11 protein-coding genes are annotated in these 12780 nt (G+C 65.3%); 5 read left to right on the top strand and 6 right to left on the bottom strand.

Annotated elements, in window-relative coordinates; all coding sequences use genetic code 11:
• Positions 1-324 precede the first annotated feature (324 nt).
• From gap to secG, 4 genes are all read left to right on the top strand, one after another.
• A complete protein-coding gene (gap, locus tag CKJ84_RS01915; protein WP_095276446.1) occupies positions 325-1335 on the top strand; it encodes a type I glyceraldehyde-3-phosphate dehydrogenase in 1011 nt (336 codons plus the stop codon).
• A 106-nt stretch (positions 1336-1441) separates the two neighbouring features.
• Complete coding sequence (gene pgk, locus CKJ84_RS01910) at positions 1442-2659, top strand: phosphoglycerate kinase (RefSeq protein ID WP_095545765.1); 1218 nt, start codon at positions 1442-1444, stop codon at positions 2657-2659.
• 26 nt (positions 2660-2685) lie between these two features.
• Positions 2686-3468 carry a triose-phosphate isomerase gene (gene tpiA / locus CKJ84_RS01905; protein WP_095276452.1) on the top strand — a complete coding sequence of 261 codons (783 nt, stop codon included), beginning with the start codon at positions 2686-2688 and terminating at the stop codon, positions 3466-3468.
• A 105-nt stretch (positions 3469-3573) separates the two neighbouring features.
• Positions 3574-3810, top strand: a complete 237-nt coding sequence (gene secG / locus CKJ84_RS01900) for a preprotein translocase subunit SecG (protein WP_095276455.1) — start codon at positions 3574-3576, stop codon at positions 3808-3810.
• A 92-nt stretch (positions 3811-3902) separates the two neighbouring features.
• Here the strand turns inward: secG and pgl are convergent, their stop codons facing one another.
• From pgl to tkt, 5 genes are all read right to left on the bottom strand, one after another.
• On the bottom strand, positions 3903-4637 hold the full coding sequence (gene pgl / locus CKJ84_RS01895) for a 6-phosphogluconolactonase (RefSeq protein ID WP_233125448.1): 735 nt from the start codon (positions 4635-4637) through the stop codon (positions 3903-3905).
• Positions 4638-4659: 22 nt separating this feature from the next.
• Positions 4660-5628 carry a glucose-6-phosphate dehydrogenase assembly protein OpcA gene (locus CKJ84_RS01890; RefSeq protein WP_095545764.1) on the bottom strand — a complete coding sequence of 323 codons (969 nt, stop codon included), beginning with the start codon at positions 5626-5628 and terminating at the stop codon, positions 4660-4662.
• A 16-nt stretch (positions 5629-5644) separates the two neighbouring features.
• Entirely contained in the window at positions 5645-7192 is a 1548-nt protein-coding gene (gene zwf / locus CKJ84_RS01885; RefSeq protein ID WP_095545763.1) for a glucose-6-phosphate dehydrogenase, read from the bottom strand.
• A 53-nt stretch (positions 7193-7245) separates the two neighbouring features.
• A complete protein-coding gene (tal, locus tag CKJ84_RS01880) occupies positions 7246-8337 on the bottom strand; it encodes a transaldolase (RefSeq protein WP_095546377.1) in 1092 nt (363 codons plus the stop codon).
• 108 nt (positions 8338-8445) lie between these two features.
• Complete coding sequence (tkt, locus tag CKJ84_RS01875; RefSeq protein WP_095545762.1) at positions 8446-10527, bottom strand: transketolase; 2082 nt, start codon at positions 10525-10527, stop codon at positions 8446-8448.
• 236 nt (positions 10528-10763) lie between these two features.
• Between tkt and CKJ84_RS01870 the strand changes: the two genes are divergently transcribed.
• Positions 10764-11795: a heme o synthase gene (locus CKJ84_RS01870; protein WP_369801164.1), complete on the top strand. Its 1032-nt coding sequence runs from the start codon at positions 10764-10766 to the stop codon at positions 11793-11795.
• Here CKJ84_RS01870 and CKJ84_RS01865 read toward each other — a convergent pair.
• Positions 11792-12751 carry a zinc-binding dehydrogenase gene (locus CKJ84_RS01865; protein WP_095545761.1) on the bottom strand — a complete coding sequence of 320 codons (960 nt, stop codon included), beginning with the start codon at positions 12749-12751 and terminating at the stop codon, positions 11792-11794. The genes CKJ84_RS01870 and CKJ84_RS01865 overlap by 4 nt on opposite strands.
• Positions 12752-12780 lie beyond the last annotated feature (29 nt).

The following is a 12780-nucleotide window of genomic DNA, read 5'->3' as shown; positions in this document are numbered from 1 at the left end:
CGTGCTGAAGGCGTGTAGCTGGCAGGAGGAGGGGGCGGTCAGAATGTCAACCGGGCGCAAAACCCACACCGGTATTAGGGAAGTTACCCCCGGATTTTCGTCCGATTGTGTCCGGTTGTTGTGGGGTTGACGAGAAGCGGAAAGGCCGATGCACGGTTGTTGGTCCGTCGCTACACTGGATTTCGACAGGCCAGGAAGTGAGCCAGTGGACGGCATCGGCGCAGGTGAAGCGCCCCGCCGAACGAGGTTCCGCTTCTCAGACCTGACCGTATGAGGTGCGCTGCATCTCAACCGACACGACTCAACAAGAGGAGTAATTTTACAGTGACTACTCGTATTGGCATCAATGGCTTCGGTCGCATCGGCCGCTCTGCATTCCGCATCATCCAGGACAAGTTCCAGGGCGAGCTCGAGGTTGTCAAGATCAACGATCTGACTGACAATGAGACCCTCGCTCACCTGATGAAGTACGACACCGCTTACGGCCAGTTCGGCCACGATGTTGAGTTCGATGAGAACTCCATCACCGTCGACGGTCGTCGCATCGAGGTCTCTGCTGAGAAGGACCCGGCCAACCTGGCTTGGGGCGAGGCTGGCGTCGACATCGTGCTCGAGTGCACCGGCGTCTTCCGCTCCGGCGACACCGCAAAGGCTCACATCGACGCTGGCGCGAAAAAGGTCATCATCTCCGCTCCGGGCAAGAACGTCGACGGCACCTACGTGTGGGGCGTGAACAGCGACTCCTACACCAACGACCAGACCGTCATCTCCGCCGCTTCCTGCACCACCAACTCCCTGGCTCCGCTGGCCAAGGTGCTGGACGAGGAGTTCGGCATCAAGTCTGGCCTGATGACCACCGTTCACTCCTACACCGGCGACCAGCGCCTGCAGGACGCACCGCACAAGGACCTGCGTCGCGCCCGCGCTGCAGCTCAGAACATCGTTCCGACCACCACCGGCGCTGCAAAGGCAGTCGCTCTGGTGCTCCCGAACCTCGAGGGCAAGCTCGACGGCTTCGCAATGCGCGTGCCCACCATCACCGGCTCCGCAACCGACCTGACCGTCCAGCTGAACAAGGACGTCACCGCTGAGGAGGTCAACGCTGCAGTGAAGAAGGCCACCGAGGACGAGGTTCTCGGCACCGCAATGCAGTACTCCGAGGAGCCGCTGGTTTCCTCCGACATTATCGGCAACACCCACGGCGCTATCTTCGACGCTGGTATGACCCGCGTCATCGACGGCAACCTGGTGAAGGTCATCTCTTGGTACGACAACGAGTGGTCCTACACCTCTCAGTTCGTGCGCATGACCAAGCACGTCGCTGACAACCTGTAAAACTAGGTACAGCGGATGAGCCCGGTGTGTGCGCATGCGCATGCACCGGGCTTTTTCAGCACCCGAGAGACCCCTTAACAAACACGACATACTCAAGGAGACAACAATGGCAACGCAGACGCTCAAGCAGCTTCTCGACGAAGGCGTGGAAGGCCGCCACGTTCTGGTCCGCTCCGACTTCAACGTCCCGCTCGACGAGGACGGCAGCATTACTGACCCGGGCCGCATCGACGCGTCCCTTCCCACCCTGAAGGCGCTGCTTGACGGCGGCGCCAAGGTGATCGCCATGGCCCACCTCGGCCGCCCGAAGGGCGAGGTCAACCCGAAGTTCTCGCTGAAGCCCGTCGCTGAAGCGCTGTCCGAGCGCCTCGGCCAGTTCGTTGCTCTCGCCGGCGACGTCTCCGGCGAAGATGCGCACGAGCGCGCCAACGGCCTGACCGACGGCGAGATCCTCCTGCTGGAGAACGTACGCTTCGACCCGCGCGAAACCTCCAAGGACGAGAACGAGCGCGGCGAGTTCGCGGCCGAGCTTGCCGCGCTGGCCGCCGACAACGGTGCCTTCGTGTCCGACGGCTTCGGTGTCGTCCACCGCGCCCAGGCGTCGGTCTATGACGTCGCACAGAAGCTCCCTGCATACGCCGGCTACCTGGTGGAGAAGGAAGTGTCCACGCTGTCCTCCGTCAAGGATGACCCGGCCCACCCGTACGTGGTTGTCCTCGGTGGTTCCAAGGTCTCCGACAAGCTCGGCGTCATCGAAGCGCTCGCAGCGAAGGCAGACAAGGTCGTTATCGGTGGCGGCATGTGCTACACCTTCCTCGCAGCGCAGGGCAACAACGTCCAGGAGTCGCTGCTGCAGGAAGACATGATCGACACCTGCAAGGAGCTCATCGAGCGCTACGGCGACAAGCTCCTCCTGCCGGTCGACCTCTCCGCCGCTGAGAAGTTTGACAAGGACGCGGAGACGAAGATCGTGGACCTGGACGGCATCCCGGAGGGCTGGATGTCCCTGGACATCGGCCCGGAGACCGCGAAGAAGTACGCCGCCGCCATTGAGGACTCCAAGACCGTGTTCTGGAACGGCCCGATGGGCGTCTTCGAGTTCCCGAAGTTCTCCGCCGGCACCAAGGCCGTCGCAGAGGCGATGATTGCTGCGACCAAGAACAACGACTCCTTCACCGTGGTCGGCGGCGGCGACTCCGCAGCGTCCGTGCGCACCCTCGGCCTGGATGAGGCGGGCTTCTCCCACATCTCCACCGGCGGCGGCGCTTCCCTCGAGCTCATTGAGGGGAAGGATCTGCCGGGCGTCGCAGTCCTGTCCAAGTAACCAAGCCGAAACGATAGGAGAAATCCATGGCACGTAAACCACTCATCGCAGGCAACTGGAAGATGAACCTCGATCACCTCGAGGCGATCTCCAGCGCTCAGAAGCTCGCCTTCGCGTTCCCCAAGGACGGCTACGAGCTTGTCGACGTCGCTTTGACCGTTCCGTTTACTGACCTGCGTTCCATCCAGACCCTCGTTGAGGGCGATAAGCTGCAGATCACCTACGGTGCGCAGGATGTTTCCGCCAACGACAACGGCGCCTACACCGGCGAGATCTCCGCCACCATGCTGGAGAAGCTCGGCTGCACCTGGGTTGTCGTCGGACACTCCGAGCGCCGCCAGTACCACAACGAGTCGGACGAGCTCGTTGCCGCGAAGGCGAAGAAGGCCCTCGACCACGGCATGTCGCCGATCGTCTGCGTCGGCGAGCCCCTCGAGGTCCGTGAGGAAGGCAAGCACGTCAGCTTCGTTGAGGAACAGACCCGCGCCTCCCTGGCCGGCTTGAACACCGAGGAACTTTCGCGCACCGTCATCGCTTACGAGCCCGTGTGGGCCATCGGCACCGGCAAGGTCGCGTCCGCCGAGGACGCGCAGGAAGTGTGCCACGCCATCCGCGAGCTCGTGCGCGAGCTTGCGGACGACGCCACCGCCGACGGCATCCGCATCCTCTACGGCGGTTCCGTCAAGGCCAACACCGTCGCCGAGATCGTCGGGCAGGCTGATGTCGACGGCGGTCTGGTCGGCGGTGCTTCGCTCAACGGCGAGGACTTTGCCAAGCTGGCCGCTGCGGCAGCAAACTCGGTCCAGTAGGCGCCGTGCGACAGACCGCATGGTCGCTGCACGGGGCACGCTCCCCATGGTGTACGATTTAGCAAGTTCACCAACATCCCATTTGAAAGTGGAGGATCGTCCCGCATGACGTTGGCTTTGGAGATCGTGCTCGTAATCGCGTCGGTGCTTGCGACCGTGTTCGTCCTGCTCCACAAGGGCAAGGGCGGCGGCCTGTCCAGCCTCTTCGGTGGTGGCGTGCAGTCCAACCTGTCCGGTTCCACCATCGTGGAGAAGAACCTGGACCGCTACACCATCATCATCTCGCTGATCTGGGTGGCGTGCATCATCGCGCTCAACCTGATCCAGACCTACTCGGCGTAGCGCGCACAAGCCCGTAGCAATACGGCACAGGCCTCGGGCCCCTTCCGGCAAACAATGCTGGGAGGGGCCCGTGACGTCGGTAAGTGCTCTGCTTAAAGCATCGAGGCGGCGTCGTCGGAGACAAAGAGCACCGTCTCCGCGCGGCCCTGCGCGCCGGCGGCCGGCCACTCCTCGGCCGGCGCACCGTGCGCGACGTGGGACGCGGCCTCCGCCTTCTCCGCTCCAGCAACGAGCAACCACACTCGCTCGGCGCTGCGCACTGCCGGCAATGTCAGTGTCGCGCGCTCGGCCGGCGGCTTGGGCGAATCGGTGACGGCGAGTGTGGTGCGCGTGTCCTCGCGCACGGCGTCGGTGTGGGGGAAGAGCGAATTGATGTGGCCCTCGCCGCCCATGCCGAGGAGGTGGAGATCGAACCCTCGCGGGGCGTGCTGGGCCACCGTTGACGCGTACTCGCGCACCTGGTCCGACATGTCCCCGCCGTCCAGGCCCCAGCCGTGGATACGCTCGGCGGAGACGTTCACCTTGCTCAGCAGCGCGGCGCGGGCCTGTCCCTCGTTGGAGTCGGGGTGCGTGGCGGGGACGTTGCGTTCGTCGCCGAAGAAGAACTCGACGCGGTTGAAGTCGATGTCCTTCAGCGTTGCCATGGCGCTGAGCAGCTCGATGCCTGCGGTACCGCCGGTCAGGACGACGCGCGCCACACCGTCGCCGTGGATCCCGCCGGCGGGGTCAGCCTGAATACCCCGCAGCAGGTCGGCGAACTGCTCCGCTGCCGCGGCAACCAGGGCACGACGGTCGGTGAACTGGGAAACGGTCACGTGTGCTGGCACAATCGGCCTCCTTCTGATGTGGTTACTGCTCTGTTGCGCGAGTCACGCCGGACAGCCCCCGGAGGGCGCGCGCGTAGGTGACATCGTTGTCCAGGTGGCGCAGCTCCTCGGCGAGGCACTCCGCGTCGGTCCGCGCACTCAGCGCCACGTAGGAGTCGGGGCTTCCCGGCACGGTGATGCGGGCCGTGTTGTCGTCGACGACCTCGACCGTCACGTCGCCCCCGCCACAATGCAGCGTGAGCCGCGTGATGGGCGCGCCGTGCACTGCGGAGTCGTTCGTGGAGTCGTTCGTGGAGTCGCTGGTGGAGTCGCCGGTACCGCGCGTCACGTCGACGTTGAGGCACGCGGCGAGCCAGCCGGCGGCGATGTCCACGGAAGGATCGTCAGCAGGACCGTCAATGTGGACGGATTTCACCGGGTCGTCGTGGTAGCGGTCCAGCGCGGAAGCGACGGCCCCGCGCCACGGGGTGATGCGGGACCACGCGAGGTCGGAGTCGCCGGGCTGGTAGCCGTCCGTGCGGGCGCGGAGTTGGTCCCCGGAGGCGTCGGAGTGGGCGTTGGTGATGCGGCGCTGCGCGATACTGCCCAGCTCCGCCTCCTTCGGGCGGGACGGTGCCTCGTTTGGCCACCAGGCCACAATCGGCGTGTCCGGCAGCAGCAGCGGGGTGACCACGGCGCCGAGGTGGTGCGTGAGGTCACCGAAGAGGCGCATGACGACCATTTCAGACGCGCCCGAATGCGCGGCCACGATGAGGTCGGCGTTCATGCTGGTGGGCGCGGTTTCGTCGCCAAGCAAAAGCACGAGCACGCGGGCGGGGTGCTCGCGGGTCGCGGCGCGCACCGTCTCAAGGATCTTGTCGGAATCCTCGGTGTCGCGTGCGGCGACGAGGAGGGTGAGCACGCGGCCCGAGGACAGCGAGAAGTTTTCTTGCGCTTGGATCAGCGCGTTCGCGATCTGGCTGGTGGTGGTGTCCGGGAGTGAGATGATCACAGCCGCAAATCCTTTCTTAGGGGCGCCGCCAGACGCGGCCGTCCTTTTCCAACATGTGGTTCGCCGACGCCGGACCCCAGGTGCCGGCCTCGTATTCGTCGGGGCGGCCTTGCTGGGCCCAAAAGTTGAGGATCGGGTCGAGGATCTCCCAGCTCCGCTCCACCTCGGCGTTGGTGGGGAAGAGGCTCGATTCATCCAGCAGCGCGTCCAGGATGAGTCGCTCGTAGGCTTCGGGCGACTGCTCGGTGAACGCCTCCGAGTACGCGAAGTCCATGTTGACGTCGCGGACTTCCAGGCCCACGCCCGGCACCTTCGAGCCGAAGCGCATGAGCACGCCCTCGTCCGGCTGGATGCGGATCACCACGGCGTTGTTGGTGAGCAAGTTCGTCTGGTCCGGGTAGAAGGGCTGGTACGGCGGTCGCTTGAACACCAACGCAATCTCGGTCACGCGTCGGCCGAGACGCTTGCCAGTGCGCAGGTAGAACGGCACGCCGGCCCAGCGGCGCGAATTGATCTCCAGGGTGCAGGCCGCGAACGTCTCGGTCTCGGAGTCCGGGTCGAAGCCTTCCTCGTCGCGCAGTCCCACGACCGGTACGGAGCCCTGCAGCCCGGCGGTGTACTGGCCGCGGGCGGTCGTCTCTTCGAACGGTCCGGTGGGCGAGGTCGCGCGCAGCACCTTGAGCTTCTCCGAGCGCAGCTGGTGCGGGGAGAAAGACGTCGGCTCCTCCATCGCCACGAGCGCGAGGAGCTGGATGAGGTGGTTTTGGATCACGTCGCGCGCCGCGCCGATGCCGTCGTAGTACCCGGCGCGGCCGCCCAGCCCGATGTCCTCGGCCATGGTGATCTGGACGTGGTCGATGTAGTGCGAGTTCCAGATCGGCTCAAACATCTGGTTGGAAAAGCGCAGCGCCATGATGTTCTGCACCGTTTCCTTGCCCAGGTAGTGGTCGATGCGGAACACGGCGTGCTCGGGGAAGACGGTGTTGACCACCTTGTTCAGTTCCTTCGCCGAGGCGAGGTCGTGACCGAACGGCTTCTCAATGATCACGCGGCGCCACTGCCCGTCTCCGGGGTGGGCCATGCCGCAGCGGTCCAGCTGGTGGACCACGTTGGCAAAGAACTCCGGCGGCACGGACAGGTAGTACGCCCAGTTTCCGGCAGTGCCCTGGCTCCGGTCCATCTCCGCGAGGACGGTGGCGAGCCGATCGAAGGCGGTGTCGTCGTCAAATGCCCCGGAGACGAAGTGGATCCCTTCCGCCAGGCGGTTCCACACGTTGGTGTTGAACTTGGTTCGCGATCGCGCCTCGACCGCCTCGCGGACGTAGTCTTCGAAGTCCTGCTTGCTCCAGTCGCGCCGACCGAACCCGACGAGGGCGAATCCGGCCGGCAGGAGGCCGCGGCTTGCAAGATCGTAGACGGCGGGAAGGAGCTTCTTCCTGGCCAGGTCACCGGTGACCCCGAAAATCACCAGACCAGATGGTCCGGCAATACGGGGCAGCCGCTTATCGACGGCCGACCGCAGCGGATTCCCCCGCTGTACCTGCGCGTCTCTCTCTTCGATCACCTTTGTCGCGTCTCCTTTTGCCTACCGCTTCCGGAACAATGAACCCTTAGAGGTTAGCTGTTGAGCTTCGTTTCAGTGGAGTCGAGCAGGTCCTGCCACGCGGTGACGAACTTCTCCACGCCCTCGCGCTCCAGCACCGCGATGACATCGTCCATGTCGATGCCGACCTTCTCCAGGCCGTCGAAGACCTGCTTCGCCGCCTCGTCGCCGTGCGTCAGGGTGTCGCCCTTGAGCTCGTCCATATCGTTGACGGCTTCAATCGTGCCCATCGGCATGGTGTTGACCGTGTCCGGGCCGGCGAGCTCGACTACGTACATGTTCTTGGGGTACTCGGGGTTCTTCACACCGGTCGACGCCCACAGCGGGCGCTGCTTGTTTGCCCGCGGCGGGAGCTCGTCCAGGTCGTTGAAGGAGTCGAGGAAGAGGCGGTAGGCCAGGCGGGCGTTGGCGATGCCCGCCTTACCGCGCAGCGCAAGGGCCTCGTCGGTACCGATGGTCTCCAGGCGCTTATCCACCTCGACGTCCATGCGGGAGACGAAGAAGGACGCGACGGAGTGGATGTGCTCCACGTCGTGCCCGTTCTGAGCGGCCAGCTTGATGCCCTCCTTGTAGGCGTCGATGACCTGCTTGTAGCGGTCGACGGAGAAAATCAGCGTGACGTTGACGCTGATGCCCTCGGACAGGGCCGTCGTGATTGCCGGCAGCGACTCGTCGGTGGCCGGGATCTTGATCATGGCGTTGCGGCGGCCGACCTGTTTCCACAGCTCGCGCGCTTGCGCAATGGTCTTCGCCTCGTCGTGGGCGTAGCGAGGGTCGACCTCGATGGACACGCGGCCGTCTCGGCCGTTGGTGTCCTGGTAGATGGGGTCAATAACGTCGCAGGCCTGCTGGACGTCCGCGATGCTCATACGGTACACGGCCTCCTCGGCGGAGACACCCTCCTTGCGCAGCTCCTCGAGCTGGCGGTCATAGTCGCCGCCGGCGGAGATTGCCGCGGAGAAGATCGCCGGGTTCGTAGTGATCCCGAGGATGTTTCGCTCAAGGAGGAACGTCTCGAAGTTCCCCTGACCGTTGAGAAGGTCGCGGGAGAGATCATCCAGCCAGACGGAAGTGCCGATGTCATAAATGCGGTTGGTTGCAACCATGTTGTCGTGTGCCACGGTGCGGTCCTTTCTCCAGGGCGCCAGGTCGAAAGATATGACTGCGACCTGGCGTAACGGATGTGTGCGATGTGGGTGGGTAAAGAGGTAGAGCTACTGTGCAGACTTCGCGGACTCGATCGACTCGCGGGCCGCGCGCAGCACGTGCTCGGTGGTGAAGCCGAAGCGCTCGAAGAGTTCCGCGCCCGGTGCGGAGGCGCCAAAGTGCTCGAGGGAGACGTTGCGGCCGTGGTCGCCCGTGAAGCGGTGCCACGGCATCGCGGTACCGGCCTCGACGGACACGCGTGCCTTGACCTCCTTGGGCAGGACCTGCTGCTGGTACTCCTCGGTCTGCTCGAGGAACCAGTCGATGGACGGCATGGACACCACGCGGGCGGCGACGCCATCCTCGGCCAGCAGCTTGGCTGCCTCGACGGCGTACTGCACCTCCGAGCCGGAGGCGATGAGGATGACGTCGGGGGTCGGCGCGGTGGCGTCGACAAGCACATAGCCGCCCTTGGCCACGCCCTCGAACGCCTTCTCCTTCGTGCCCTCGAGCACCGGGAGGTTCTGGCGCGACAAGGCGAGTGCCTTCGGTTGCTCGCGGCCTTCCAGCGCGGCGATCCACGCAGCCGAAGTCTCGTTGGCATCCGCCGGGCGGATGACGGCGAGGTCCGGGATAGCGCGCAGTGCGGTGAGCGTCTCTACCGGCTGGTGGGTCGGGCCGTCCTCGCCGAGGCCGATGGAGTCGTGGGTGAACACGTAGTAGCCGTCGATGCCGGACAGGGCGGCCACGCGGATGGCGGGGTAGAGGTACTCGGAGAAGATCAGGAAGGTACCGCCGTAGACACGGGTGCCGCCGTGCAGGGCGATGCCGTTCATGATGGCGCCCATCGCGTGCTCGCGGATGCCAAAGTGGAGGTTGCGGCCGTACGGCTCGGCAGTGAACTTGTTCGTGGTGATCGCCTCAGGGCCGAAGGACGGCGCGCCCTTGATCAGCGTGTTGTTGGAACCGGCCAGGTCAGCGGAGCCGCCCCACAGCTCCGGGAGCGCGGCCGCAGCGGCCTGGATCGCCGCCTCGGACGCCTTGCGGGTAGCCAGGCCCTTGGCGTCGGGCTCCCAGGTGGGGAACTCGGCCTTCCAGTTCTCCGGCAGCTCGCGCGAGGAGAGACGGTCAAACAGTGCCTTGTGCTCAGGGTTGCGAGCAGCCCAGTCATCAAAGCCCTGCTGCCACTCCTTGCGCACTGCGGCGGAGCGCTCAGCGAGCGCGCGGGTGTGGGCGATCACGTCCTCTTCCTCGGGGAAGTCGACGTCGGTGTCAAAGCCGAGCTCTTCCTTGACCAGCTTGATCTCCTCGGACCCGAGCGCGGCACCGTGAGCGGCGCCGGTGTTTTGCAGATTCGGGGCCGGGAAGCCGATCACCGTCTTGAGGCGGATGATGGTCGGCTTCGCGGTTTCCGCCTTAGCCTCTTCGACGGCGCGCTCAATTGCTGCGACGTCTTCTCCGGACCCTACGGTGAGGGTTTGCCAACCGTAGGCCTCGTAGCGGGCGAGCACATCCTCGGTGAACGCGATCTGGGTGTCGTCCTCGATGGAGATGCGGTTGTCATCCCAGAAAAGGATGAGGTTGCCCAGCTGCTGCGTGCCCGCGAGCGAGGACGCCTCGGAGGTCACGCCCTCCTGCAGGCAGCCGTCGCCGGCCACGACGTAGATGAAGTGGTCGAACGGGCTCTGGCCGGCCGGGGCCTCGGGATCGAACAGCCCGCGCTCGCGGCGCGCGGCCATCGCCATACCCACAGCGGAAGCGAGGCCCTGGCCCAGCGGGCCAGTGGTGATCTCGACGTGCTTGGTGTGGTTGTACTCCGGGTGGCCGGGAGTCTTGGAGCCCCAGGTGCGTAGCTGCTTCAGATCGTCCAGCTCCAGGCCGAAGCCGCCGAGATAGAGCTGCACGTACTGGGTCAGTGAGGAGTGGCCGTTTGACAGGACAAAGCGGTCGCGACCGACCCAGTGCGGGTCGGTGGGATCCAGGCGCATGACGCGCTGGAAGAGCGTGTAGGCCAACGGAGCAAGCGACATAGCGGTGCCGGGGTGGCCCGATCCGCAGCGCTCAACAGCATCCGCAGCGAGGATTCTGGCGGTGTCCACCGCGCGCGTATCAGTCTGCGTCCAGTCGTCCGGGTAGTTCCGGACGGTCATAGCTTGAAGTTCCGGGGGCAGCGTCGACTGTGTCACAGTTTCCTCATTCATTGGATTGGCATTACGTCTCGGCTCCGGCGATGGGCCGGGCACCCGCCTTAGTGTAGTCGCCAGGCGGTGCGCCGTGTGCGGGCAGTGTATTTTGAGTCACCGCGGTGAGCGTCGACCAATCCGCCCACACCGGCCGCAAGGAGAGCGTGTCCGATTGGGCGCAGTGCAAGGTTAGGGCTAACATCATCCAAAGGAATGATACGGGTGGCAAAACCGCAGGACGCTTGCGAGCGTATCCCAACACGGCCACCCACGAAGCAGTTGCGCCGACGGCGGCGCGAACAACACGCTATAAGGAGAAGTTTTTGGAGACCGTGAAGGCGTATTTCGCGTTGACGAAGCCGAGGGTCATTGAACTTCTCTTGGTAGCCGCCATCCCCGCGATGCTGCAGGCAGATCGCGGCACCGTCCACGTGTGGCTGATCCTGGCGACCCTGCTCGGTGGATGGATGGGCGCGGGCGCTGCCAACGCCTTCAATATGGTCGCTGACTACGACATTGACCAGAAGATGGGTCGTACACGCGCGCGCCCGCTCGTGCGCGCCAAGGTGACCAAACACCGCGCTGCGGTATTCGCCTGGGTCTTGCTCATCGTCAGCGTGCTCTGGCTCGGGCTCGTGTGCGGGTCGTGGTTGGCAGCGCTGTTCATCATCTTCACCAACTTCTTCTATATCTTCGTCTACACGAAATGGCTGAAGCGTAAGACCTGGCAGAACGTCATCTGGGGTGGCGCTGCGGGCTGCATGCCGGTCCTCGTCGGCTGGGCCGCGATTCGGGACAACGTGCACGACGGTTCACCGGACCGCTGGTGGCAGGCGATCGTCATGTTCCTCATCATCTTCTTCTGGACCCCGCCGCACACCTGGGCGCTGGCCATGAAGTACAAGGACGACTACGCCCGCGCAGAAGTCCCGATGCTGCCGGTCATCGCGTCCCCGCAGGAGACGACGCGCCAGATCGTCATCTACTCCTGGTGGACGGTCATCGTCTCCCTCGCGCTCGTCCCGGCGACGTCCTGGATCTACCTCGTCGTGGCGGTGGCGTCCGGCGCCGCGTTCCTCGTCATGGCCACGCGCCTGCACAACGGCGTGCGCCGCGGCGAGAACGTCAAGCCGCTCAAGCTGTTCATCCTGTCCAACAATTACCTCGCCGCGCTCTTCCTCGGCCTCTCTGTGGACGCCGTGCTCGGCCTGCCGACGATCGGCGGCCTCTTCTAAGCGCGCAGCAGCACACTCCCAACGCGCTGGGCATCCGCGAGCGCCTCGTGCGCGGCGTCCGCCTCGGCGAGCGAGAACACCCCGCCGATAGGGAAGCGCAGCGTCGCATCCTCGACGGCACGCGTGACCGCTTGGGACCGCAAGCGAAACTCGTCCGCAGTGCGCGTGTACCAGTCCAACGAAGGGGCGGTAAGGAACAGCCCCCCATGCTCGTCGAGTTCGTTCAGGAGCGCGTCTGCGCTCCTCCCCGCCGCGAGCTCCGAGCCGCCGACGGCGCAGATCAGGCCAAGCGGTCGGCAGGCCTGCAGCGCCAGGTCGAAGGGGTGGAGCGCCTCGGGCAGAGGCGGTTGTGACGCCTCGATAACGACGTCGACGCCGCTGCCGCTGTTGGCCTCGCAAATACGTTGCGCCGCGTCAGGGAAGTAGCGGAAGACGCCGGTCGCGCCGGCGTCGTACGCGATTTCCTCCTCGTGGGCCGTTGAGACCACTGAAAACACCGTGCCGCCCAATCCCGCTGCCAGCTGGGTCACGGCGAGGCCGAGCTCGCCGCCTCCGCCGGTGACCACCATGGTGTCGCCGTCCGCGGTGTCGCGGACGCCGTGAAGGAGTGCGTGCGCCAGTATGCCGGGAGCGAGCATGCACGCGGCGACCTCATCGTTGATGGATTCCGGGACGGCGGCGATCCGGTCCCGGTGGACGACAGCCTGCTCCGCGTACGCGCCCTGCGCGTCGCAGAAGGCGACGAGCGTGCCAGCGGCGATCTCACCGACAGGGTCGTGGGCCACGCGCCCGCATCCTGCGGCGCCGGGGATGCCGGTGCCGGGGGCGGGAGTGGGGTCGCGTTGGACGTGGGCGTAGGTGACGTCGATAAGCACTTGCTCGGGTGTGGGAACTGGGGGATCGACGCGAGTGAAACGGAACGGCCCGCCGGGGGAATCGCTGATAATGGCGTGCATAGCCAAAGCGTACCCCGGCGGGCGCGGTG

The sequence above is a fragment of the Corynebacterium sp. NML 120412 genome (genome assembly GCF_002285155.1).
GTDB lineage: Bacteria > Actinomycetota > Actinomycetes > Mycobacteriales > Mycobacteriaceae > Corynebacterium > Corynebacterium gottingense.
The sequence above is the reverse complement of the archived record's forward strand: the minus strand, read 5'-3'. Positions and strand labels throughout refer to the sequence as shown.